Source organism: Streptomyces racemochromogenes (assembly GCF_039535215.1).
Taxonomy (GTDB): Bacteria; Actinomycetota; Actinomycetes; order Streptomycetales; family Streptomycetaceae; genus Streptomyces; species Streptomyces racemochromogenes.
Genome location: NZ_BAAAWT010000001.1, coordinates 2,515,790 through 2,539,377 on the forward strand (window position 1 = coordinate 2,515,790; position 23,588 = coordinate 2,539,377).

The 23,588-nt window shown below is 71.8% G+C and carries 24 protein-coding genes; 15 read left to right on the plus strand and 9 right to left on the minus strand.

What is annotated here, in order from left to right:
• Nucleotides 1-25 precede the first annotated feature (25 nt).
• Genes ABD973_RS11380 through ABD973_RS11395 form a run of 4 tightly spaced genes read left to right on the plus strand, consistent with a single transcriptional unit; the run spans nucleotide 26 to nucleotide 4,620 of the window.
• Nucleotides 26-1,129 carry a substrate-binding domain-containing protein gene (locus ABD973_RS11380; RefSeq protein ID WP_125822273.1) on the plus strand — a complete coding sequence of 368 codons (1,104 nt, stop codon included), beginning with the start codon at nucleotides 26-28 and terminating at the stop codon, nucleotides 1,127-1,129.
• Nucleotides 1,126-2,343, plus strand: coding sequence for a toxic anion resistance protein (locus ABD973_RS11385; protein ID WP_345500066.1), 1,218 nt, complete (start codon nucleotides 1,126-1,128; stop codon nucleotides 2,341-2,343). The genes ABD973_RS11380 and ABD973_RS11385 overlap by 4 nt, the downstream gene beginning before the upstream one ends.
• The gene (locus ABD973_RS11390) at nucleotides 2,340-4,028 is read left to right on the plus strand and encodes a substrate-binding and vWA domain-containing protein (RefSeq protein ID WP_345500067.1); all 1,689 of its coding nucleotides are present in this window, start codon (nucleotides 2,340-2,342) and stop codon (nucleotides 4,026-4,028) included. The genes ABD973_RS11385 and ABD973_RS11390 overlap by 4 nt, the downstream gene beginning before the upstream one ends.
• Nucleotides 4,015-4,620 carry a hypothetical protein gene (locus ABD973_RS11395; RefSeq protein ID WP_125822270.1) on the plus strand — a complete coding sequence of 202 codons (606 nt, stop codon included), beginning with the start codon at nucleotides 4,015-4,017 and terminating at the stop codon, nucleotides 4,618-4,620. Before ABD973_RS11390 ends, ABD973_RS11395 begins: the two co-directional genes overlap by 14 nt.
• A 37-nt stretch (nucleotides 4,621-4,657) precedes the next feature.
• Here the strand turns inward: ABD973_RS11395 and ABD973_RS11400 are convergent, their stop codons facing one another.
• Nucleotides 4,658-5,488: an AfsR/SARP family transcriptional regulator gene (locus tag ABD973_RS11400; RefSeq protein ID WP_345500068.1), complete on the minus strand. Its 831-nt coding sequence runs from the start codon at nucleotides 5,486-5,488 to the stop codon at nucleotides 4,658-4,660.
• A 376-nt stretch (nucleotides 5,489-5,864) separates the two neighbouring features.
• On the opposite strand from ABD973_RS11400, the gene ABD973_RS11405 reads away from it, so the two are divergent.
• From ABD973_RS11405 to ABD973_RS11455, 11 genes are all read left to right on the plus strand, one after another.
• Nucleotides 5,865-6,554, plus strand: a complete 690-nt coding sequence (locus ABD973_RS11405) for an AfsR/SARP family transcriptional regulator (RefSeq protein ID WP_345500069.1) — start codon at nucleotides 5,865-5,867, stop codon at nucleotides 6,552-6,554.
• A gap of 78 nt (nucleotides 6,555-6,632) precedes the next feature.
• Nucleotides 6,633-7,703: an SMP-30/gluconolactonase/LRE family protein gene (locus tag ABD973_RS11410; protein ID WP_241253362.1), complete on the plus strand. Its 1,071-nt coding sequence runs from the start codon at nucleotides 6,633-6,635 to the stop codon at nucleotides 7,701-7,703.
• Nucleotides 7,700-9,139 carry an MFS transporter gene (locus ABD973_RS11415; RefSeq protein ID WP_125822267.1) on the plus strand — a complete coding sequence of 480 codons (1,440 nt, stop codon included), beginning with the start codon at nucleotides 7,700-7,702 and terminating at the stop codon, nucleotides 9,137-9,139. The genes ABD973_RS11410 and ABD973_RS11415 overlap by 4 nt, the downstream gene beginning before the upstream one ends.
• Before the next feature lie 64 nt (nucleotides 9,140-9,203).
• Nucleotides 9,204-10,256 (plus strand): AfsA-related hotdog domain-containing protein, encoded by a 1,053-nt coding sequence (locus ABD973_RS11420; protein ID WP_125822266.1) that lies wholly within the window; start codon nucleotides 9,204-9,206, stop codon nucleotides 10,254-10,256.
• Nucleotides 10,249-10,905, plus strand: a complete 657-nt coding sequence (locus ABD973_RS11425; protein ID WP_125594595.1) for an HAD family hydrolase — start codon at nucleotides 10,249-10,251, stop codon at nucleotides 10,903-10,905. Before ABD973_RS11420 ends, ABD973_RS11425 begins: the two co-directional genes overlap by 8 nt.
• Nucleotides 10,906-10,969: 64 nt before the next feature.
• Entirely contained in the window at nucleotides 10,970-11,674 is a 705-nt protein-coding gene (locus ABD973_RS11430; RefSeq protein ID WP_164720942.1) for an SDR family oxidoreductase, read from the plus strand.
• 83 nt (nucleotides 11,675-11,757) lie between these two features.
• The gene (locus ABD973_RS11435; RefSeq protein ID WP_125822263.1) at nucleotides 11,758-12,192 is read left to right on the plus strand and encodes an ester cyclase; all 435 of its coding nucleotides are present in this window, start codon (nucleotides 11,758-11,760) and stop codon (nucleotides 12,190-12,192) included.
• Nucleotides 12,193-12,254: 62 nt separating this feature from the next.
• A complete protein-coding gene (locus ABD973_RS11440; RefSeq protein WP_125594598.1) occupies nucleotides 12,255-12,518 on the plus strand; it encodes an acyl carrier protein in 264 nt (87 codons plus the stop codon).
• Entirely contained in the window at nucleotides 12,518-13,741 is a 1,224-nt protein-coding gene (locus ABD973_RS11445) for a beta-ketoacyl-[acyl-carrier-protein] synthase family protein (protein ID WP_241253361.1), read from the plus strand. Before ABD973_RS11440 ends, ABD973_RS11445 begins: the two co-directional genes overlap by 1 nt.
• Nucleotides 13,738-14,868, plus strand: coding sequence for a beta-ketoacyl synthase N-terminal-like domain-containing protein (locus ABD973_RS11450; protein WP_345500070.1), 1,131 nt, complete (start codon nucleotides 13,738-13,740; stop codon nucleotides 14,866-14,868). Before ABD973_RS11445 ends, ABD973_RS11450 begins: the two co-directional genes overlap by 4 nt.
• 30 nt (nucleotides 14,869-14,898) lie before the next feature.
• Complete coding sequence (locus ABD973_RS11455) at nucleotides 14,899-16,572, plus strand: phytoene desaturase family protein (protein ID WP_125822261.1); 1,674 nt, start codon at nucleotides 14,899-14,901, stop codon at nucleotides 16,570-16,572.
• Nucleotides 16,573-16,592: 20 nt separating this feature from the next.
• Here ABD973_RS11455 and ABD973_RS11460 read toward each other — a convergent pair whose 3' ends face one another.
• The 8 genes from ABD973_RS11460 to ABD973_RS11495 form a co-directional block, all read right to left on the minus strand.
• Entirely contained in the window at nucleotides 16,593-17,267 is a 675-nt protein-coding gene (locus ABD973_RS11460) for a response regulator (protein ID WP_125594601.1), read from the minus strand.
• Nucleotides 17,248-18,351 carry a sensor histidine kinase gene (locus ABD973_RS11465; RefSeq protein ID WP_125822260.1) on the minus strand — a complete coding sequence of 368 codons (1,104 nt, stop codon included), beginning with the start codon at nucleotides 18,349-18,351 and terminating at the stop codon, nucleotides 17,248-17,250. The genes ABD973_RS11460 and ABD973_RS11465 overlap by 20 nt, the downstream gene beginning before the upstream one ends.
• 222 nt (nucleotides 18,352-18,573) lie before the next feature.
• A complete protein-coding gene (locus ABD973_RS11470) occupies nucleotides 18,574-19,440 on the minus strand; it encodes an NAD-dependent epimerase/dehydratase family protein (protein WP_125822259.1) in 867 nt (288 codons plus the stop codon).
• Between the two features lie 73 nt (nucleotides 19,441-19,513).
• Entirely contained in the window at nucleotides 19,514-19,987 is a 474-nt protein-coding gene (locus tag ABD973_RS11475; protein WP_345500071.1) for a DUF1772 domain-containing protein, read from the minus strand.
• Entirely contained in the window at nucleotides 19,987-20,820 is an 834-nt protein-coding gene (locus ABD973_RS11480; protein ID WP_345500072.1) for an ester cyclase, read from the minus strand. Before ABD973_RS11480 ends, ABD973_RS11475 begins: the two co-directional genes overlap by 1 nt.
• Before the next feature lie 36 nt (nucleotides 20,821-20,856).
• Complete coding sequence (locus ABD973_RS11485; RefSeq protein WP_125822256.1) at nucleotides 20,857-22,056, minus strand: FAD-dependent oxidoreductase; 1,200 nt, start codon at nucleotides 22,054-22,056, stop codon at nucleotides 20,857-20,859.
• A 31-nt stretch (nucleotides 22,057-22,087) separates the two neighbouring features.
• Nucleotides 22,088-23,083, minus strand: a complete 996-nt coding sequence (locus tag ABD973_RS11490; protein WP_125594607.1) for an aldo/keto reductase — start codon at nucleotides 23,081-23,083, stop codon at nucleotides 22,088-22,090.
• Nucleotides 23,084-23,137: 54 nt separating this feature from the next.
• On the minus strand, nucleotides 23,138-23,551 hold the full coding sequence (locus ABD973_RS11495) for an ester cyclase (RefSeq protein WP_125822255.1): 414 nt from the start codon (nucleotides 23,549-23,551) through the stop codon (nucleotides 23,138-23,140).
• Nucleotides 23,552-23,588: the final 37 nt, after the last annotated feature.

The window sequence follows — 23,588 nt, forward strand, 5'->3', positions numbered from 1 at the left end:
GGGTTTCCGTGAGCAGGCTGCCCCCGTGAGACGCATCCTTGGAATCGCTCTGGCGGTCCTCCTGGTGGGCGGCGTTGTCGCCGTCATCGTCCTCGGGGGTACCGGAACATCAGAGGGCACGGCAACGAAGACCGTGCGTGGCGTCATCGGATCGGAGAAGTCCGAGTTCTTCCGCGATCCCGACGTCGTCAAGGCCCTTGCAGCCAAGGGCTACACCGTGAAGACCGAGACCTCGGGCTCCTGGGCCATGGACCAGCTGGCCCTCAAGGAGTACGACTTCGCCTTCCCCAGCAGCAGCGAACCGGCGGACGAGATCGCCGCGAAGGCGGGGGTGAAGGGCGCGCAGAGCGCGAAGCCCTTCTTCTCCCCGCTCGTGGTCATCGCCCGCGCCAACGCGGCCCGCGTCCTCGCCGACAACGGCCTCGCCCGGATGAACGGCAAGAACACCGGCACGCTCCTGATGGAGCCCTTCCTCAAGGCGGCCGGCGAGGACCGCACCTGGCAGCAGCTCCCCGGCTCCTCGGCCCACGCGGAACTGAGCGGAACGGTCTTCGTCAAGACCTCCGACCCCACCACCTCCAACTCCGGCGCCCTGTTCATCGGCGCCACCTCCAACGTGGCGAACAACAAGACGGTCGTCTCCGACGACGCCGGCATCGAGCGCACCGCGCCCCTCCTCCGGAAGCTGATCTCCGTCCAGGGCTCCCTGGAGCCCAGCACCGACGGGCCCTTCCGGTCCTTCATCAGCGGCAGCGGCGAACCGCTGGTCCTCGCCTACGAGGCGCAGGTCGCCGCACTGCTCATGCAGAAGCAGGCCGGCGGGGAGGCCGCGAGCATGGTCGTGCTGTACCCGGACACGACCGTGAACTCCCCGCACACCTTCGTCCCGCTCGGCGAGAAGGCCACGGAGCTCGGCACGCTCCTCGCCACCGACAAGAAGCTGCGCGAGCTGGCCGTGCGGCACGGTTTCCGCCCCCAGGAGGGGACCGCCGAGTTCTCCGCCGCCACCACTGTGTACGCCGGGTACCTCAACCCGGAGCTGACCGGGATCCGCCAGGTCAGCGCTCCGACCGTGAAGGTCCTGACGGCGCTGGCAGGCCGTGCCAAGGGGCAGGGGGGCACGCCGTGACACCGACACCGCCGCCGCTGACACCGCCGCCGCCGACACCGCCCGAGGACGGGCCGCTGGTGCTGACCGCGCCCGAGCCGGTGCCCGCCGTCCGCCGCGAGCAGGCCCGTGGCCTCGTCCCGCTCCAGGACGGCGTCCGGGAGGAGATGGCCCGCCGGGCCGACGAGTACGTGGACTCCCTCGCCGGGATCGACGCCCGCTCGCCGGAGTTCGCGTCCCGCGTCGGCGACATCACCGCGCTCGGCTCGGCCGACATGCGGACCGCCGCCGGCCAGTCCAACCGGATGCTGGAGCGGGCCGTGCGCTCCCTCGGCGCGGACGGCGGCGGCGACGCCCAGGTCCGGGTGGCGGGGTCGCTGGTCGAGCTGCGCCGCACCGTCGAGGACCTGGACCCGCGGGACGCGCCCGCCAAGGGGGCCCGCAGGCTGCTGGCGAAGCTGCCGGGCGGCAACAGGTTCCGGGACCACGTGGCCAGGTACGCCTCCTCCCAGGACACCCTGAACCGGATCGTAGGCGCGCTGCGCGGCGGTCAGGACGAGCTGCGCCGCGACAACGCCGCCCTGCACACGGAGCGGGCCCGGCTGTGGGAGACGATGGGCCGGCTCCAGGAGTACGCGGTGCTCACCGAGGCCCTGGACGCGGCGGTCGAGCAGCGGATCGCGGAGGCCGAGCGCACCGACCCCGCGCAGGCGGACGCGCTCCGTGCCGACGTGCTGTTCCCGGTGCGGCAGAAGCACCAGGACCTGCTGACGCAGCTGGCGGTGTGCGCGCAGGGCTACCTGGCGATGGACGTGGTCCGGCGCAACAACGAGGAGCTCGTCAAGGGCGTCGACCGGGCGGCGACGACGACCGTCTCGGCACTGCGGATCGCGGTGATGCTGGCGTCGGCGCTCGACAGCCAGCGCAAGGTGGCCGAGCAGGTCGACGCGCTGCGCGGCACCACCGAGGAGCTGATCCGGGGGAACGCGCAGATGCTGGCGACGCAGAGCGGGGAGATCCAGCGGATCGCCGCCGACCCGGCCGTGGGCGCGGAGACGCTCCGTACGGCCTTCGCGCAGATCTACCGGACCCTCGACGCGATCGACACGTTCAAGGTCCAGGCCACGCAGAGCATGGCGGCGACGGTGGAGTCCCTGACGGGCGAGCTGCAGGCGGCTTCGGCGCACCTGGCCCGCACCCGTACGGTGAACGTCCTGGAAGGCGGGGAGCGATGAGCGCGCGCACCACGAGGACGAAGCCGCACGCGGCACGCGTCCGCGGACGGCTCGCCGCGGCGGTGGTCCTGGCCGCGGCCCTGCTGGGCGCGACGGCCTGCACCTCGGACGAACCGACGCCGGGCGGCTCGGGCGGCTCGGGCGGCACGGGCGGCACGGGCGGCTCCGCGTCCGGCGGCGCCGGGCCGCAGGAGTACAAGGAGGGCCGGCTCCGGGTGCTGGCCTCCAGCGAGCTGTCCGACATGGCGCAGGTCCTGAAGGACGCCAAGGCCGCCACCGGGGTCTCCGTCGACTTCACCTGGTCGGGGACGCTGGACGCGGCCGAGCAGGTGGCCTCGGGGAAGGCGGACGGCAGGTACGACGCGATCTGGCTGTCCTCCAACGACTACCTGCGGCTGCGTCCCGAGGCGGCGGCGAAGCTCGCGAACGAGACGCCGGTGATGTCCTCGCCGGTCGCCGTCGGCGTCAAGCCGGAGGCGCTGGCCCGGCTGGGCTGGAAGCCGGAGGAGGTGACCTGGTCGGCGGTCGAGGAGGCCGTGGCGGCCGGGAGGCTGACGTACGGGATGACGGATCCGGTGCGTTCGAACTCCGGTTTCTCCACGCTCGTGTCGGTCGCCTCGGGGCTGTCCGGCGCGCAGTCGGCGCTGACCGGGGCGGACGTGGAGAAGGCCCGGCCGCGGCTGAAGGAGTTCTTCAAGGGGCAGAAGCTGACCTCCGGTTCCTCGGGCTGGCTCGCGACGGCGTACGCGAAGCGGGACGACGTGGACGCGCTGGTCAACTACGAGTCGGTGCTGCTGTCGATGAACGACAGGGCGAAGTCCCCGCTGAAGGTGATCCGCCCGAAGGACGGGGTGGTGACGGCGCACTACCCGCTGACGCTGCTGACGTCGGCTCCGGCGGGGGCGCGGGAGTCCGGTCGGCTGCTGACGGAGTACCTGCGGGGTGACGCGGCGCAGAAGGCGATCACGCAGAGGACGTTCCGGCGGCCGGTGGCGGCCGGGGTGGCTCCGGCGGCCGGGCTGGACCCGGCCGTGCGCCGCGAACTGCCGTTCCCGGGGGCCCGGTCGGTGGCGGACGGGCTGCTGGCCTCGTACGAGAACGAGCTGCGCCGGCCCTCGCGGACGGTGTACGTGCTGGACACCTCGGGTTCGATGGAGGAGGCGGACCGGATCGGGAGGCTGCGTTCGGCGCTCACCGACCTGACGGGGACGGGGAGTTCGGGGACGGGGCAGCGGTTCCGGGACCGCGAGGAGGTGACGCTGCTGCCGTTCGGGGACAAGGTGAAGAAGGTGCTGACGCACGTGGTCGAGCCGGGCAATCCGGGGCCGGCTCTGGACGCGATCCGGGGTGACGTGACGTCGCTGCGCCCGGAGGGCGGTACGGCCGTCTACGCCAGTCTGAAGGCCGCGTACCAGCACCTTGGGCAGGGCGACGCGGACGCGTTCACCTCGATCGTGCTGATGACGGACGGGCAGAGCGGGGACAAGGTGAAGGACTTCGACTCCTTCTACGCCGGGCTGCCGCAGGCGCAGAAGCGCACGCCGGTGTTCGCGGTGCTGTTCGGGGATTCGGACCGCAAGGAGCTGACGCACATCACGGAGCTGACCGGTGGCCGGCTCTTCGACGCGACGGACGGGAACGGTTCGCTGGACGGGGCCTTCGAGGAGATCCGTGGTTACCAGTAGGGCGCTCTCGTACCTGGAGTCGCGGAAGAACCTGTGGGGCAGCGCCTGCGGGCTCCTCGGGCTGGGCCTGACGCTGGCGGGGGTGGCGGGGGCGTACTGGCCGGCGGTGGTCGCGGGGCTGTACGGGGCGGGTGCGCTGGTCGCGCCGCCCGACCGGACCCCGCCGCCGCCGTTCCCCGGCCCCGCGGAGCAGCTGGGCCTCGTACGGGAGGACCTGGGCCGGCTGCGCGGTTACGTGGCGGGGGTGGAGCTGCCGCCGGCCGCCGAGGGGAAGCTGAGCGAGCTGCTGGACCTGTACGCGGCCCTGCTGGACCCGGGGTGGCCGGCGCAGGTCCTGGCGGCCGAGGCGGAGGCGGTGCACGCGCTGGCGCGGGCGGTCCGGCTGGACGTGCCGGAGTGCGTGGACACGTACAACCGGACCCGCTGGTGGACCCGGCTGACGCCGGGCGGGGAGTCCCCGGAGCGTCATCTGGAGCGGCAGTTGTCGCTGCTGTCGGAGGAAGCGGAACGCCTGACGGCGGAGCTCCAGGACCGGGAGGCCCTTCGGCAGCAGACGCACACGGCCTATCTGGAAGGCCGCCGGGAGCCCTAGGGTCTGTCGGATCGGGCGCCGCCCGCCGGCGGGGCGGTCACCGGGGGGTGGCCGCCGGCCTGCCGGCGCGCGGGAGGACGGACCACGGGGGCTGTGCGGGGGAGCCGTCGGGGTTCGGTTCGAGGACCAGGTCCATGAGCCGGCGGGTGCCGGGCAGCGGGCTCAGGCCGAGTTCTTCGCCCAGGATCCGCTCCAGTGCCCGGTAGGCCTGGAGGGCCTCGGTCCGGCGCCCGCAGCGGTGGAGCGCGGCGATGAGGTGGCCGTGGAACCACTCGTGGTGCGGGTGGTCGTGGACCAGGAGGCGCAGTTGCGGGATCACCTCGCGGTAGCGGCCGAGCCGGACGGTGATCTCGATGTGGAGTTCCAGTGCCTGGACGTACAGCTCCTCCAGGCGGGCCCGGCGGCCGGCCAGGACGTGTCCGACGGGGATGTTGGAGACCAGGGGCCCTCGTCTGATGGCGAGGGCCCTCTTCATGTGGGCGGAGGCGGTTTCGGCGTCGCCCCGGCCCAGTTCGGCCTCCGCGCGCAGGACGAGGTCTTCGAGTTCCCGCACGTCGGTGGCCTGGTGGTCTTCGAGGTGGAGCATGTAGCCGGAGGGGCACGTGATCAGGACGGGCCGGGACGTTTCTCCGGCCGAGAGTTCGTCGAGCCGCCTGCGGGCGTGGTGGATGTGGGTCTGGGCCGTCGCGAGGGCGGTGCGCGGGGGGCTTTCCCGCCAGAGTTCGCGGACCAGGGTGTCCGAGCCGACGACCTGGCCCGGCTGGGTGGCGAGCAGGGCCAGGGCCTGGGCGACCTTGGGCGGTCCCGGGGTGTGGGACGTGCCGTCGGCCGTGACGATGAGGAAGGGTCCGAGGAGTCTCAGACGCATCGTGCACTCTCCTTTCCGGGGCCCGGACGCCCGCGTCATCGAGGACCGTCGGAGGTTTCAATTGGTTCTCGGCAGCATAGCTTTGGTCTTCTTCCGGCCAACCTCGGCGCGTTCCGGGTGATCGGATTGCCTCCAAGGAGGCATGGGGGGTGCACCATAGGACGTCTGTCCGGATCCGTGCGGTGCTCCTAGATTCGTAGTCATGCCGCTGTTGATGCCGCAGCCGATCACCTCCGACAACGGGTCCCGGCCCGATCTCCTCGACGATTGGCTGGCCGCCCACTCCACCCGCCCTGAGCGAAATCCTGAATTCCGTGTTCTGGGTCCGCTCGAAATGCGCCACGGCGCTTCTGTTTACCGCCCCCGCGGTCCCAAGGTGCGCAAACTGCTGGCCCTCCTCATCGTCCGGGCCAACGAAACCGTGCCGGTGGACCACCTGATCGACGAGCTGTGGGAAGGCGACCCGCCGGCCACGGCGGTCAACACGGTCCGCACGCACGTCTACCACCTGCGCCAGGAGCTCGGTCAGTGGCTCGGGCACGAGGCGGTGCAGGACCTGCTCACCACGGAGGCGACCGGGTACTCGCTCAACGCGGAGGAACACCAGACCGATCTGGCCGTCTTCCGCAGGACCTGCGCCCTGGGCCATCAGGAGCTGCGGGCCGGACACCTGGAAGCGGCATACGAGAGCTTCGGCGACGCGCTCGCCACGTGGCGGGGGCCCGCCCTGGCCGACGTACGCCAGGGGCACGTCCTCGCGGCACACGCCCGGGAGATCGAGGAGCTCCAGCTCCACGCCCAGGAGAAGTGGATCGAGGTGGCCATGCGGCTGGGCTACTACCGCGAGGTCCTGCCCCAGCTGCGGAACCTGGTCGCCAGCCACCCGTACAACGAATGGCTGCACGCACGGCTGATCGACGCCCTGCACCGGTCGGGCCGGCGGGGCGACGCCCTGCGCGCCTTCCAGGACGTACGCACCGTCCTGGCGCACGAACTCGGCCTGGAGCCCTCGGACGACCTGAGGCGCGTGCAGCGGTGCGTGCTGGTCGGCAGCCGGGCCTCCTGACCGGCCGCCGGCCCGCCCCCGGCACTCCCACCCCCACCCCACCCCCTTGCCCCGTACCGTTCGAGAGAAGGAAGAACAGTGTTCCGTTCACTGCCCTTAGCGGCAGCCGCGGCCGGCGTGGCCGTGCTCGCGTCCATCGCGCCGCTCGCGCTGCCGGCCGTCGCCGTGGCGGAGCCGCTCCCCGCGGCCGCCCGGTCCGTGAGCCTCCACCAGGGCGCCGACGTCATCACCGGCCGGGCGGCCGAGCTCTACCCGGAGGGCATCGCCTGGGACCCGACCCGGCGTGCGTTCCTGGTCGGCTCCGCCTCCCAGGGCAACCTCTCGGTGATCGGCCAGGACGGCGGCATCAAGGAGCTGGCGCCGAGCATCGGCATGGTGTCGACCCTCGGCATCCGCGTCGACGTGGCCCGCAACCGCATCCTGGTCGCCTACAGCGACTTCTGGGTCCGCCAGCGCCTGGACGTCGGCGACCAGCCGCCGACCTCGGGCGTGGCCGTCTTCGCCCTGGACACCGGCAAGCTGCAGCGCAAGGTGGACGTGGCGGGCGGGCGCGGACGCACCTTCGCCAACGACCTCACCTTCGACCGCCGCGGGAACATCTACGTCACGGACTCCGTGTCGGACACGATCCAGCGGATCGGCCTCGACGGCAAGGTCACCCCGGTGGTCACCGACCCCCGCTTCGCCGCCGACATCGTCGGTCTGAACGGGATCGTCTGGCACCCGGACGGCTACCTGCTCGCCGTGCGCTACGACACCGGCCTCATGTTCAGGATCAACCCGAACGCGCCGGCGCACCGCCGGGTGACCGAGGTCAAGCTCCCCCGGCCGCTGGTCGGCACCGACGGCCTCGGGCTGCGTCCCGACGGCTCCCTGGTCGTCGTCACCAACTCGATCGGCGCCGCCGTGGGCGTGCCCGGCGGGGTGGACGCGGTGACCGTCCTGGAGTCGAAGGACGGCTGGCGCACCGCGGGCTTCAGCAAGCGGGTGGACCCGTGGGCCACCCAGGGCCCGACGACGGTGGCGGTGACCCCGCACGGCGACTACGTCCTCAGCGGTGACGTCGGCGAGCTCATGGCCGGCCGGACCTCGGACCTGGTCACCCTCCGCCGCATTCCGGGCTCGGAGTCCGGGGGGTACGGCCGATGATGGCGACGAACAAGGGGCCGGCCGCCGTCTGGGCGCTGGTGGCCACTTCCCTGCCGATGTTCATGGTGTCGCTGGACAACCTGGTCGTCACCAACGCCCTGCCCGAGATCGCCGAGCAGTTCAGCGTCAAGCAGTCCGAGCTGCAGTGGGTGATGAACGGCTACGTGCTGGCCTTCGCCGGTCTGCTGCTGGCGGGTGCGGCGCTGGGTGACCGCTTCGGCCGCCGCCGGGTCTTCCTGTGGGGCGTCGGGCTCTTCACGGCCTCCTCCATCGGCTGTGCGGTGGCCGACTCGGTCGCCACGCTGGTGGTCGCCCGCGTGCTCCAGGGCGCCGGCGCGGCGGCGATCCTTCCGGTCTCGCTCACCCTGGCCGTCGCCGCCGTCTCCCGGGAGAAGCGCAACGCCGCCGTCGGTGTGTGGGGCGGCGTCAACGGCCTCGGCATCGCGGTCGGTCCGCTGGCCGGCGGCCTGGTGACCGAGCAGATCGACTGGAGCTGGATCTTCTGGATCAACGTGCCGGTCGGCGTCATCGCCCTGCCCCTCGCCTTCTGGGCGGTCAAGGAGAGCAAGGGCGAGGAACGGAACCTGAACGTCCGCAGCATGGTGCTGGTCACCGGCTCGGTCGTGGCGGCGGTCTGGGGCATCGTCCACGCCGCGGACCACGGCTGGACCCAGAGCACCACGCTGGTCGGACTGGGCGTCGCGGTGGTGCTGGCGGTCGCGTTCATCATGAACGAACGCAGGAGCGCGAGCCCGCTGATCCCGCTGCACATGTACCGCGTCCCGGCCTTCGTGCTCAGCAACGTGGTGTCGATCACGATGTACTTCGGTGTCTTCGGATCGATCTTCTTCCTGAGCCAGTTCCTCCAGGGCCCGATGGGCTTCTCGCCCTTCGAGGCGGGACTGCGCACCCTCCCGTGGACCGTCGCCCCGATGATCGTGGTGCCCGTCGCGATGGGCTTCGTGGACCGCGTCGGCGGCGGGATCCTGCAGGCGGTGGGCTGTGCCCTCCAGGGCCTCGGCCTCGGCTGGATCGCCCTGATCGTCACCCCGGACGTCGGCTACGGCTCCATGGTGCCCGCCCTGGCCCTGGCCGGCATCGGCATGGGCCTCGTCTTCGCCGGCAACCCGGCCACGGTGATCTCCGCGGTGCGGGAGAGCGAGCACAACAAGGCCTCCGGCGCGAACAACACCAGCCGCGAGTTCGGCGGTGCGCTGGGTGTCGCCGCCCTGACGGCGGTCTTCAGCCGGCAGTTCGCCGGCGCCGGCACCGGCGACGCGCGGGCGGCCTTCACGGACAGCCTCCAGTCGGCCCTGTGGATCGGCACGGCGGTGGTCCTGCTGGGCGCGGTGAGCGCCCTGTTCATCAGGCGCCGTGCGACGCAGGACGGCCCCGGCGCCGTCGAGCCGGAGCGGGTGTCGGTCCCGGTCGGCTGACCGCTGCCCTGCCCACCCGCAAGCCAACCGTTCACTTCGGAGAAGTGGTCTGGAGGGAAGACGTATGACCACGCAGGTGATTGAGGACGCCACCTCTTCTGTGATCCAGGACATCGACTACGGCCGCACCATCGAACGGGCACTCGTGCACCGTTCCGCGATTACCGAAGTCTTCGTCACGGATGTTCAAACGCTGCGGCCCATGGCGGTGACGGCTGGAATTCACCTTCCGCTGACCCATCTCTATTACAGTGACCACCGGTCGCGGCCAAAGCTGCACGATTCCCTGATTTTCCTGGAGGCGGGGCGACAGGTATCGATCGCGGGTTCCCACGTTCACGTGGGAATTCCGATCGACACCATCGCCATCGTGAACACCTTCCAGTTCCAGATGAAGAATCTGTACGCTCTGGAAGTGGGCCGGGAAACCGGAACCCCGCGGATCGACACCGACTTCTTCGGTACCCCGGCCCGCAACGGCCGGTTCCGCAAGGGCCGGCTCGTCCAGCGGATCCACATGGGTGACGTGCACGTCGGCGACCACTCCATGGACGTGCTCTTCCTGAAGAAGCACGAGAACGAGATCCTGCGCCAGGCGCAGCGCGGCACACCGGCACCGCTGAGCTCGCAGTTCACCGAGGACGTCGTGTCCCGCACGGCCGGGCGCGTCGCCCCCGAACTGGTGGGCCGCGACAACCCGCTGAACGTCGTCCTCACCGAACCGCAGGTCACCGGCGACTCGGTCGTGGCCCAGGTCGTACCGCGCTTCGACAACCCGGCGCTGTTCGACCACGCCTACGACCACCTGCCGGCGATGACCCTGGTCGAGGCGGCCCGCCAGGTGGCGGTCTACTCGGCCGGCACCGCCGGCCGGGCCCCCGGGGAGGCCCCCCTGCCGGTGTACGCCTCCGGCTTCGAGGCGGAGTTCCACCGCTTCGCGGAGCTGGACGTACCCCTGACGGTGTCGGCGGACCGGGTGCCGGCCGGCCCCGGGCGCCACGTGATCCGCGTCCGGTTCCTCCAGGACGCGCAGGAGATCGCGGCGCTCACCGTCACCGTCGACGACGCATCGCGCATCCCGCATCCCGTACTCCAGCCGAGGAACCACCATGCCTGACAGCACCGCGCCCCGACTGGCGATCTGGTCGGACTTCGGAGGCGTCCTCACCCCTCCGCTCGGCCACACCATGGAGAAGTTCTGCGCCTCCATGGGCGTCGACCAGGCCGTCCTCGGACGGGCCCTGGCCACCGTCACCGCCCGGTACGGCACGACCGACATCATGCTGCCGATCGACACGCCGCTGGTGACGGAGGAGGAGTGGCTCCGCGAGATCGGTGACGTGCTGGAATCCGAGCACGGCGTCACCCTCCGCCTCACCACGATGGCGGACGCCTGGTTCGACGGCCGGGAGACCAACCACGCCTGGGTGTCCCAGCTGCGCAAGGCGCGCGACCGGGGGGCTTTCGTCGGGATGCTCTCGAACATGGTGCCCGCCTGGGACCGGCACTGGCGGCGGATGATCGACCCCTCCGCGCTCTTCGACGACGTCCTGCTCTCCTTCGAGACGGGTCACCGCAAGCCGTCCCCCGGCATGTTCGAACTCGCCGCGCGGCGGGCGGGCGTCGCCCCGGAGCGCTGCGTGCTCGTGGACGACCTGCCGCACAACTGCGCCGGCGCCGAGGCGGCCGGATGGCGGGCGGTTCTCTTCACCGACGCCGAGAGCGCCGCCGCCCGGCTCGAATCCCTGTGGGACGAGGTCGCATGAGCCGGCCGTCCCCGACACCGCCACCACCACAAGGCCCGTGGCGACACGACAAGAGGAGGTGCACATGAGTCGCTCCGTACTCGTCACCGGCGGAAACCGGGGCATCGGACTCGCCACCGCAGAGGCCTTGGCCGCCGAGGGGAACAAGGTCGCGATCACCTACCGCAGCGGGGAGCCGCCCCCCGGCTTCTACGCCGTGCGGTGCGACGTGACCGACCCCGACGACGTCAGGGCGGCGGTCGAGGACGTGACCATCCAGCAGGGCCCCGTCGAGGTGCTGGTCTCCAACGCCGGCATCACCCGCGACCAGCTGCTGATCGGCATGCCGGACGAGGACTTCCGGGCGGTGATGGAGACCAACTTCCAGGCCGCCGTCACCGTCACCCGCGAGGTCATCCCGGCGATGATCAAGGCCCGCTGGGGCCGTCTGATCTACATGTCGTCGATGAGCGGCATGGCCGGCGCCCCCGGCCAGACCAACTACGCCTCCTCCAAGGCGGCGCTGATCGGCTTCGCCCGGTCGCTCGCCATCGAGGTCGGCCGCCGCAACATCACGGTCAACGTGGTGTCCCCCGGCCTGATCGAGACCGACATGGTCCAGGACATCACCGACACCCGCCGGGAGCAGGCCCTGGCCAGGACCGCCCTGGCCCGCCCCGGCACCGCCGCCGAGGTCGCCGCCGCCGTGCGCTTCCTCGCCGGCGACGACGCCTCGTACGTGACCGCGGGCGTCATCCCGGTCACCGGCGGCCTCGGCGCCGGCCACTGAGCCGGCCCCGTACCCACCGACCACCGACCCACGCCGAACATCCCGAACATCCCGAACATCCCGACCGATTCAGGAGCAGTGTCATGAGCAACGAAGCACTCGAACTCGCCATGGAGATGGGCAAGGTCTTCAACGACCTCAACGAGGAGGCCGCCCACAAGTACATCGGCGCCGAGTTCATCGACCACGAGGCCCCTCCCGGCACCCCGGGCGGCCCGCTCGGCTACCTCGGCACCGCCCGCTGGGTCCACAGCGCCTTCGCCGGCGCCACGTGGGAGCACCTGGACAGCTTCTCCGAGGGCGACCGCGCCATCCTGCGGCTGCGCTTCACCGGCAAGCACGTCGGCAACTTCCTCGGCTTCGAGGCCAGCCAGCGCGACGTCGACGTCGAGCAGACCCACATCTACCGCATCGAGAACGGCCTGGTCGTCGAGCACTGGGGCTACCGCCAGGACCTGCTGATGCTGGCGCAGATGGGCGCCATCACCCTCCAGCCGCCGACCGCCCCGGCCGCGTAGTTCCCGCCGCCCCGTCCCGTCCCACCACCACACACCATCGCCATCCAGGAAGAGGAAACGTCATGAGCGCCCAGACTGTCGACCTGAGAACCGACCTCGAGGCCCAGGTCCGCGAGATCGTCAACGAGGAGCTGGAGCTGGAGGACGGTGAACTGACCTACGACGGCCACTTCATCGACGACTACGAGAGCGACTCCCTCACCCTCATCACCGTCGTCTCCCGCATCGAGAAGGAGCTCGGCTACGTGATCCCCAAGGAGGAGCTGGAGTCCCTGGAGACGCTGCGCTCCCTCCTGGTGGCCGTCGAAGGATGCGCGGGCAACTGATGCCTGACACGCCCTTGCGACGAGTCGTCATCACGGGGCTCGGAGCGGTCAGCCCGGTCGGCATCGGTGCGGAGGTCTTCGCCGGTGCCGTCCGGGCGGGCCGGGTCGGCATCGAGCCGATCCGCAGCTTCGACGCCAGTCCGTTCCCCAGCCGGAACGCCGCCGAGGTCAACGACTTCGAGCCGGCGGAGATCCTGCGCCGGCTCGACCCCGACCGGTGGGGACGCAGCGGGCTCCTCGCGGCCGCGGCCGCCCGCCTGGCCGTCGAGGACTCCGGCATCGAGCCCGAGGTCCTCTCCTCCAGCCGGTCCGGATCCATCATGGGCACCACCAGCGGCGAGTCCGCGGTGGGCCAGAGCCTGGGCGGCCAGTGGCTCACCCAGGGCCTCAAGGGCCTGGAGCCCCGTCTGGTCGGGCAGATGCCGGCCAGCCAGATCGCCAACGCGGTGAACGCCGAACTCGGCCTGTCCGGCGACGCCCAGACCATCCCGACCGCCTGCTCGGCCAGCAACTACGCGCTGGGCTACGCCTTCGACATGGTGCGCAGCGGCGAGGCCGACTTCATGCTGGCCGGCGGCGCGGACGTGGTGAACCGGCTGACCCACTCCGGGTTCTACGCCCTGGGGGCCATGGCCGCCGACCTGCCGCGGCCGTTCGACGCCAACCGGGGCGGCATCGTCACCGGCGAGGGCGGGGCGGCGCTGCTGCTCGAACCCCTCGACCACGCGCTGGCCCGTGGTGCCCGCATCTACGCGGAGGTCCTCGGCTACGCCGCGAACTGCGACGCCGAGCACATGGTGCACCCGGACGCGACGAGCATCGCCGCGTGCATCCGGGCCGCCCACCGCAACGCCGGGGTCACCCCGGAGCAGATCGACTACATCTGCGCGCACGGCACGGGTACGCCCACCAACGACTCGACCGAGGTGAACGCGGTCCGCCAGGTGTTCGGTGACCGGCTGCCGCCCATCAGCTCGATCAAGTCCATGCTCGGCCACACCATGGGCGCGGCCAGCGGCTTCGGTGCCATCGCCTCCTGCAAGGCCCTGGAGCAGGGGTTCCTGCCGCCCACGGCCAACCTGGTGGAGATCGACCCGGAGCTGGGTCCCGGCGTGGACGTCGTTCCCGGCCGGGGACGCGACGCCCGGGTGGAGATCGTCCAGAACCACGGTTTCGCCTTCGGCGGCAACAACGTCATCACCATTCTCGGGAGGTACTCGTGACCACAGCGGCGCCCGTGCGGCCGTTGACCGTCGTCAGCGCCGGGGTGGTCTCCAGCGCCGGCTACGGCCTGGCCCCCCTGGCCGCCCTGCTGGACGGGGAGGCCGCAGCGGGCACCGACGCGGGACCCGGCGCCGGGGACTACCCCCCGCGTCCGGTCCGGCCGGTTCCCGGCTTCAAGCTCGCCGACCACCTGGGACGCAAGGGCATCAAGTACCTGGACCGCCTCACCGGCCTGAGCCTGGTCGCCTGCAAGCAGGCGCTGGAATCGGCCGGTCCGGACGGGGCCGGCGCGGAGCCGGCCCGGACCGGTGTGGTTCTGGCCACCAACACCGGCAGCATCGCCGGGTACACCGACCTGCTGTACGACACGCTGACGCTGGACAAGCCGCAGCTGATCAACCCCGGCAAGTTCTCCAACAGCGTGATGAACGTCAGCGCCGGCCAGATGGCCATCCGGCACGGCTTCAAGGGCCTGAACGCCACGGTGGCCGGCGGGCGCAGTGCCAGTCTCTACGCCTTCCGCCACGCCCGGATGGCCATGTCGGTCGGGCACGCCGACCGGCTGCTGGTGGGCGGTTCCGAGGAGCTGAGTGCTCCGACGGCCTGGGCGTGGCACCACGCCGGGACGCTGAGCGAGCGGGCGCCGGTCGGCGAGGGCTCGGCGGTCTTCGTCGTCACGTCCGATCCGACCGCCGAGGAGCAGGAGACCGCCCTCGCGGACCTGCTGGCCTGCGAGGTGGGCTACAACGGCTGGGCGGGCCTCAACCAGCGCCAGGAGGGGCGGCGCGGGCTGACCCACGGGCTGGCCGCGGCCATCACCCGGGTGCTGGAGCGCAGCGCGGTCCGTGCCGAGGACGTGGACGTGGTGTCCCTGGGCGCCACCCACCACCTGGGGCTGGAGCGGCTGGAGGAGCGGGCGGTCCGGCTCGCGCTCGGGCACCTGCCGCAGCAGGTGCGCGTCGGCGAGGTGCTGGGCGAGACGTACAGCGCCAGCGGCGCCATGCAGCTCGCGGGCCTGCTCGCCCACTGGCGCGGCAAGCCGTCCGAGCGGCCTCGTGTCGGCCTGGTCACGTCGGTCGGCCATGACGGGAACGCCGGTGCGCTGATCGTGCGCAGCCGGGTCTGAGTGCACAGGGCGAGAAGGGGACGGTTACCCGTGGATCGGGATGAGTGGGACGCCATCGTCGTCGGCAGTGGCATCGGCGGACTGGTGTGTGCGGCGTACCTCGCGGCCGACGGCCGGCGGGTGCTGGTGCTGGAACAGCACGACGTGGCGGGCGGCAACAGCCACGTCTTCCGCCGCCGCCGGGCTTACGAGTTCGACGTGGGCGTCCACTATCTCGGCGACTGCGGTCCGGACGGGGTGCTGCCCGCGGTCCTGTCCGGCCTCGGGCTGGGCGGGCGGGTCTCCTTCCGGGAGATGGACCGGGACGGCTTCGACAGGATCGCGCTGCCGGACCTGACCGTGGACGTCCCGACGGGCTGGGACCGGTACGCGCAGCGGCTGTCGCAGGCGCTTCCGGAGGATGCCGCGGGCATCCTGCTGTTCACCGACGTGTGCGCCGCCATCGCGGACGAGACCCGTTCGCTGATGCTGTCGCGGGGCGAGCTGTCCGTGTCCGACCTGATGGCCCGCACGCCGGTGACGGCCCGCTGGGGACGGCGTACGGTCTCGGAACTGTTCGACCACTGCGGCCTGTCCCCGCGGGCGCGGACGGTGCTGGCCGCCCAGTCGCCCAACTACGGGATGGGGGCGCGGCAGGCCGTCGTGTCCATGCACGCGGCCGTCACCGACCACTACCTGCGGGGTGCCTACTATCCGGAGGGCGGTGGCCAGGTGCTGGCGGCCTCGCTGGTCGAGGCGCTGGAGGCGCACGGCGGGGAGCTCCGCACCCGCAGCCGGGTCGGCCGGATCCTCGTGGAGGACGGCAGGGCCGCCGGGGTGGAGACGAGGGACGGCGAGGTGCTCAGGGCCCCCCTCGTGATCTCGAACGCGGACTACCGCAGGACCGTGCTGGACCTGGTGGGCGAGGAGCACTTCGGCCGCCGGCTGGTGGCCAAGACCCGGCAGGCGGAGATGGCGCTGCCCTTCGCGACGCTCTACATCGCGCTGGACCGGGAGCTGCCGGCCCGTCCGAACGCGAACCTGTGGTGGTACCGCGGCGACGACATCGAGGCCGCCTACCAGGATCTGGCCGACGAGCGCGTGGACGAGGTGCCGCTGCTGTTCTTCTCCTTCGCCTCGCTGAAGGATCCGGGCGCCCGCAACGTCTGCCCGCCCGGGCACAGCAACTTCCAGGTGATGACCCTCTGCCCGCCCGGGTACGGGTTCTGGGGTGTCGGGGAGGGGCCCGCGGCCGGTGAGCGGTACCGGCGCAACGCGGGTTACCAGGACCGCAAGGCGCGGCTGACCGAGGCGATGCTGAGGGCCGCCGAGGAGGCGATCGGCCCCTTCCGGGAGCACATCGTGCACCTGGAGGCGGCGACGCCGATCTCGCACGAGCGGTACACGCTCGCGACCGGCGGGACGCCCTACGGGCTGGCCCACTGGGGCGGCGTCGGCGGCCGGCCCGACACGGCCACCACGGTCGAGGGGCTGTACGTGGTGGGTGCCAGCACCCGGTACGGCAGCGGGATCACCGGTGCGGCCGTCGGCGGGATGGCGTGCGCCGGCCAGATCACGGGACGCCGGCTGCTCGCCGAGGTCCACGCGGGCGCGGTGCTGGGCGACCCGGACCTGCTCCCGCCGCGCGCGGCCGGCTGGGACCCGCTGGCGGTCTCCCGCGGGGCCGGCCGGCGCGGCGCGCGCGGCCTGGCCCGGATCGGCTGATCCCGGCCGGCCGGCCGGGATCAGCCGGCGTCGCCCAGGCTGGGTCTGCGGACGATCAGCTGCGCGTCGCTGGCCTTGTTGACGGCGTCCACCCTGGACACCGCTTCGAGCTTCTCGAAGATGTTGCGGAGGTGCCGTTTGACGGTGCCTTCGGCGACGCCGAGCTCACTGGCGATCTGCCGGTTGCTCATGGCGTGCGCCACCAGCGTCAGGACCTCGCGCTCCCTGGGCGAGAGGCCCGAGGGCGCCGGGGCGAAGGCACTGGGACGGCCCTGCTGGGGCACCGCGATGATGGTGTGCGGATCCACGGTGCGGATGTTGCGGATGGCCGCGAGGAGGGTCTCGTGGTGCGTGCTCTTGTGCAGGTAGCTCCTGGCTCCCTGGCGCAGCAGCTCCTGGATGAGCTGCGGATCACCATGCATGCTGAGGATCAGGACCTGCAGGTCGGGCAGGGCACGGCTCAGCTCCCCCACCACGGTGGGTGCATGGTGATTCGGCATTTCCACGTCCAGCAGCACGACTTCCGCCCGGTGTTCGACGGCCAGCTCGACGAGTTCGGCCGAGGAGTCGGTCTGGGCGACGACGCGCAGGTCCCCCTGCAGGTCCAGGAGCTCGCACAGGGCGTTGCGCAGGAGGGAGTGGTCGTCGACGGCGATGATCCGGATGGGGTCGGCCTCAGACGCCGGGTTCGCCATGACTGCCTCCGAGGAACGGAACGGTGATGGTGATCTGGGTGCCGCTGCCGGGGGAGCTGATGAGCCTCACGCTCCCGTCGAGCAGTCCGGCGCGCTCGTAGAGCGACCCCAGTCCGTTGCCGCTGCGCAGGTGGGGTTCGAACCCGACTCCGTTGTCCTGGATCCTTGCGACCACGTTGCGCCCCTCGATGCCCACGTCGACCGTGGCCACGGAGGCGTCGGCGTGGGCCAGGGTGTTGCGCAGGCATTCGCGCACCATGAGGAAGAGGGCGTCTCCCATGTCCATGGCCGCGATGACGCAGTCCACGTCGTCGTCGACGTGGACGTGCACGACCGGGTGGGAGACGTCCGCCGCGGCGAGGTAGCCGAGCAGCGCGGCCTCGAGCTCGTGGGGGGCGTCGGACTCGCTGCGCAGGCCGTCGACGAGGTCCCGGGTGCTGTTCATGGTCTCGACGAGGGTGCGCTTGAGGTGTCCGATGCGCTCCTCGTGTTCCAGTCCCTGTTCGCCGGCTCCGCGCCTGAGCAGGACCTCCAGCAGTTCCAGCTGGCGCAGTGCGAGGCTCGTGTGGTTGCCGATGCGGTCGTGGACCTCACGGGACAGTTCGCGCTGGTTGTGCAGGGTGCTCAGGAGCTCGATGGCCGGCTTCTCGAGGCTGCGGTGGAGGACGGTGTGGAGGTCGGTGAGTACCTGGGCCAGGCGACGGCTGTCGCGGGGGGCCGGGAAGACCTCGCACAGGACCTCGGAGATGACGCCGAAGAGGGTGCGGGCCGCGTGGATGCAGTGGAGGGCGGCCTGGTCGCGCTCCCGTGGGGTGCTGTAGTTGCGCCGTAGGTCGAGTCCGGCGCCTCCGATGGCCGGCAGCCTGCCGAGCTGGAGGGAGAACAGGCACTCCGCGAAGACTTCGAGTGCGTATCTGCTGGTGTGCCACCAGTGTTCGGGATCGGTGCCGAAGGGGCTGCGGTCCAGGATGAGCCGCTGCCGGTACGTCTCGATCATGTCGGACTGTCGTGCGATGAAGTCGGGTGTCGGGTCGCATGCGATTCCGACCCAGGCCGTCCTGTCCTTCTCGTTCGTCGAGGCCATTTTGTACTGTTCCCCCCGTTGCCGCATTCGCGATCTCAACCATAGTGCCCCTTTCGCGATAGAAGATCCCTTGAATGCCGCATGAGGAGGGCCGCAAGGCCGCTCGGGGGTTGGTTCACGCCCCGCGGGGTGGTTCGGCCGGTCCCCCGGGGGGAGCCGCTCCCCCGGGCATGCCGAAAGGCCGCCGGCTTCCGGGAAGCGGCGGCCTTCGCCCTGCGGGGGTCAGACGCCCTTGGCGAGGTCGTCCAGCGGGTCACGGTGCCGCGGAATCCAGCCCAGCTCGTCCTGGGCCCGCGTGGTGGCGAACCGCTGGTCCAGGAACAGGGCGTCGGCCAGGAGGCCGAGCTTCTGGGAGAGCTCCTCCACCGACACCGAGCGGGTCTGGCCGGGAATGCCCGCCGCCCGGCTCAGGGCCTCGGCCACCTCGCGGGTGCGCACGTTCACCCCGGTGACGCCCAGGTACTGGGCGCCGGCCGGGGCCTTGAGCGCGCGGGCGTAGAGCTCGGCTATGTCGTCGACGTGCACGAGCGACCAGGAGGAGTTTCCGTCGCCCAGGTAGCCGATGGCGCCGGCCTGGAGGCCCTCGCCGAGGAAGAAGCCGGGCAGGCCGCCGGAGCGTCCGTAGACGAGGCCGGGGCGCACGACGACCGGGTGCTTGCCCTGCGAGGTGGTGGCCAGGAGCTGCTGCTCCAGCGGCACGCGCCAGCCGACGACCATGGGCGGCGCGAACGGCGCGTCCTCGGCGACGGCGCCGTCGGTGTCGCCGTAGGCCCAGCTGCCGCCGGTGTGGACGTACGGGTTGCCGCCGACGCCCTCCAGCAGCGCGTTCGCCGCGATCCGGTCCACCTCTCCGGAGCGCTCGTCCCCGGTCAGGGCCAGGTGCACCACGCCGTCGGCCGCGGCCGCCGCCTCGCGCAGCAGCGCCTCGTCGGTCAGCTCGCCGAACAGCGGGGTCGCACCGAGGTCGGCGACCACCTTCGCCGACTCCTGCGAACGCACCAGCGCGGTCACGGAGTCGCCCTGGGCGGCCAGCAGGCGCAGCAGGGCGCGGCCGATGTAACCCGACCCGCCGGTGACGAATACCTTCATGGGATTTCCTTTCGAATCAACAGGACGTGCGTGCCCCGGCCGTCGGCGGCCGGGGCGGCGCGGCCGACGGCGGTCAGCCGAAGGCCACGCCCGTGAACAGCGCGGCGAGCGTGAGCCCCTGGAGGACGACGCGTACGTTGATCACGCTGTCCCAGGTCTTCTGCAGCTCCCGGGCGTCGGGGAGGGTGATGCCGGCGAGGGCCGCCGCGCCGAGCTTCTTGTTCACCGGGCCGCTGATGCGGTTGTAGATGAGCAGCCAGACGACCAGCGACACGAGGGCGACCGCGCCGGACACGATGGCGAGGGTGCCGCCCGTGAACACGGCGGCGGCCAGGGTGAGGGCGGTGGCGATGACGCCGGCCACGCCCGGGACGGGCATCCGCTTGTCGCCGTAGTGGTGGGTGAGCCCCATGGCGCTGGTGAGCACCTCGTCGTTGGCGTGGGCCATGGCGGGCCGCTGGACCAGCGCGGAGAAGAAGTCCGTGCCGTACACCACCGCGTTGGCCAGCAGGGCGACGCCCGTCAGGACCGTGTGCAGGATCTCCATCAGGCCGCCACCTCGGGCGTGAGCTTCGGCGGGGCGTTCCAGGTGTGGCCGGCCGCGGCGGCCGCCGCGTCGTCCACCAGCCACGGGTCGGTGCCGTGGATGTCGCGGATCCGCTCGCGCAGCCACAGGTCGAAGGGGTCCTCGGAGGCGTCCCAGAGGCGGGCGACCCGGGCGGGGTCCTTGGCCTCGAAGTAGACGGCGACCCGGTCCCCGTCCGCACCGGGGGTGAGGCGGAAGACCTCGTGGCTGATGCCCAGCCGGCGGCGGGAGGCCTCGTACTCGCGCAGGCGGGGGCCCGCCAGCTCCGTGTTGAGCCGCTGCCAGGCCTCGGACCTGTCCGCCGGCAGGGGGACGACGCGGACCACGGGCAGGTCCGTCTTGCGGACCGTGCGCCGGCCCTTGCCCGGGGCGAACATCCGCATCCCGAGCTGCGCGAACATGTTGGACGCCACGCCGATCGCCCAGCGCTCGGCGATCAGTCCGTCCTCGAAGCGCCAGACGACGATCCCGGTGGACTCGATGGTGCGGCCGGTCGGCTCCATGCCCAGCAGCTCGCCGAGGTGGGTGCCGTGCCAGGTGTTGTGGATGACCACGTGGTCGCCGTGGGCGCTCATGTCCTCGATGACGACCTTGAGGTCGGGGAACGCGGTGCGCAGGCCGGCGATGGTGTACTTGACGCCCTCGACGCCCTCGGGCGCGCCCGGCAGCCCTTCGTGGTCGATGATGTCCGGCCGGTAGATCTCGTCGACGACGGAGAAGTCGCCCTGGTTGACGAACTCGTCGAAGACGCGGCGGATGGCCGCCTTGTTGTGTTCCGTGGAGCCGGTCGCCATGACCGTCCCTTCCTCTCGTGCCCTCGCGGGCTGGGATCAGTGGTGGTTCAGCAGGGCGCGTTCGCGCCAGCGGGTTCCGTAGGCGACGTGCTCCTTCTCGGCGGCGGCGAAGGCGACGCGGGTCCAGGCGGCCCTCATGAGCCGGTCGCGGACCCAGACGGCCAGCGGGTTCTCCAGCGCGCCGGCCCAGCCGATCCGCGCCGCCAGCAGCTGCATGGGGGCGGTACGGGTGCGGCGCTCGGCCTCGTAGGCGCGCAGCGCGGAGGTGATGTCACCGGGGCGGGCCAGGTGCTCGGCGAGCACCAGCGCGTCCTCGATGGCCAGGCAGGCGCCCTGCCCGATGTTGAAGCTGACGGCGTGCGCGGCGTCGCCCAGCAGGGTCACCCGGCCGCTGCCCCAGACGGGGTCCGGCTTCCGCTCGGTGACGTCGTTGCGGATGATGCTGTCGGGGTCGGTCGCCGCCAGGATCCGGGCGACCGGGTCGACCCAGCCGCGGTGCCGGGCCTGGAGCATCCGCAGGGTGTCCTGGGGGGTGCCCTGGTCGCGGCCGCCGGCCGGGCCGTTCGCCACGCTCATCCAGTGCACGACACCGGGGGCGATGTCGTAGTAGGTGAAGCGGGTGCCGCGGCCGAAGAGGCCGAGGAAGCTGCCCGGCGGGATCTCCTCGGGGCTCATCTTCGCGTGGCCGCGCCAGGCGATGTAGCCGGTGTAGTGCGGCGGCCGGGGGCCGAGGAGCTGGGTGCGGACCGCCGAGCGGACGCCGTCCGCTCCGATCAGCACGTCGCCGCGTTCCTCGGTGCCGTCGTCGAAGCGGACGGTCACGCCCTCGCGGTCCTGGGCGTAGCCGGTCACCCGGGCGCCGGTGCGCACGGGCACGGTCAGGGCGTCGCTCATGATGCCGTGGAGCGCCGACCGGCCGATGGCGACGGTCGGCTGCCCGTAGCGGGAGGTGAATTGGCCGACGGGCCAGTCGCCGATGGAGTTGCCCCGCCAGTCGGCGAAGGAGCAGACCTCCTGCGCGGGTGCGGTCGCGCGGACCGCGTCGGCGAGGCCCAGGTACTCCAGGGCCAGCATGCCGTTGGTCCAGATGTGCAGGCCTGCGCCTCCGTCGCGCAGCTCGGGCGCGCTCTCGAAGACGATCGAGTCGATTCCCTGCTGCTGGAGGGCCAGCGCGGTGGCGATGCCGCCGAGGCCGCCGCCGGCGATCAGCACGCGGCGTATGCGCGGTGCGGACACGGTGTTCTCCTTGACTGGTGGGGGCGTCGGCTCAGCCGTTGAGCTGGGCCATGGCCTCGGCGGGGTAGCGGTCGCCCGCGGTGATGCCGTGGGGGGCTGTGCGCTCGATCTCGGCGAGGGTCTCGGCGGAGAGGGAGACGGCGACGGCGCCGAGGTTCTCTTCCAGGTACGTGCGGCGCTTGGTGCCCGGGATGGCGACCACGTCGTCGCCGCGGGAGAGCACCCAGGCCAGGGCGAGCTGGGTGGCGGAGACCTCCAGGCGTGCCGCGAGCGCGACGAGCGCGTCCACGACGGGCAGGTTGCGCCGCAGGTTCTCCTCGGCGAAGCGCGGGGCGAAGCGGCGGAAGTCCAGGCCCTGCGGGATGTCCCGGGTGCTGCGGATGCCGCCGGTGAGGAAGCCGCGGCCGAGCGGGCTGTAGGCGACGAAGCCGATGCCCAGTTCGCGCACGGTGTCCAGTACGCCGTTGACCTCGACGTCGCGGGTGAAGAGGGAGTACTCGGTCTGGACGGCCGCGAGCGGGTGCACGGCGTGCGCCTGGCGGATCGTCTGCGCCGAGGCCTCGGACACTCCGAGGTGGCGGACCTTGCCGGCGGCGACGAGCTCGGCCATGGCGCCGATGCTCTCCTCGACCGGCACGTCGGGGTCGATGCGGTGCAGGTAGTAGAGGTCGAGGTGGTCGGTGCCCAGCCGGCTCAGGCTGCCCTCGACGGCCTGCCTGATGTACTCGGGGCGGCCGTTGAGGGCGCCGGTCAGCTTGCCGTCGGCGCCGATCTCGTTGCCGACCTTCGACGCCAGGACCAGCTCGTCGCGGCGGCCGCGGATGGCCCTGCCGACGAGGGCCTCGTTGGTGTGCGGCCCGTACATGTCGGCGGTGTCGAGCAGGGTGACCCCGAGGTCCAGGGCCCGGTTGACCGTGGCGATGGCCTCGGTCTCGTCCGAGTCCCCGTACCCGAAGGTCATTCCCATGCAGCCGAGGCCCTCGACGGAGACCGTGACCCCGTCCCGGCCCAGCGTGCGGTGTTCCATGTGTTCCTCCATCGTGCGCTGTGTTCGTCCTGGTGTTTCCGCGTCCCGGCCGGGTCAGGCGTGGGCGGCGGCCCGGAGCTCCTGGAGGACCTCGGTGAGGTTGGTCTGGTCCCAGTGCTCGGCGAACAGGCCGTCCTCCAGGCGCCAGATGTCGATGGAGCGGATCTGGACCTTGCGGTAGGTGGCCGGGATGCCGAGGAACTCGCCCTGGTGGGTGCCCTCGTACTCGAAGCGGCCGGCGACGCGGTCGCCGCAGACCAGCAGGTCCTTGACGGTGGCGGTGATGTCGGGGAAGGCGGCGAAGACGTTCTTCCAGAAGAGCCGGTTGGCCTCGCGGCCGTTGGGGACCACGGGGTTGTGGTCGATGTGCTCGAACGTGCAGTGGGTGTCGACGCGGTCGGCGTCCCGCGTGTTGACCATGGCGAGGAAGTCCTCGACGGCGGGGTGGGTGGTGGTGGTCACTGACATCTGTTTCGCATCCTCTTGTCGTGGGTGGGGGGCGCCG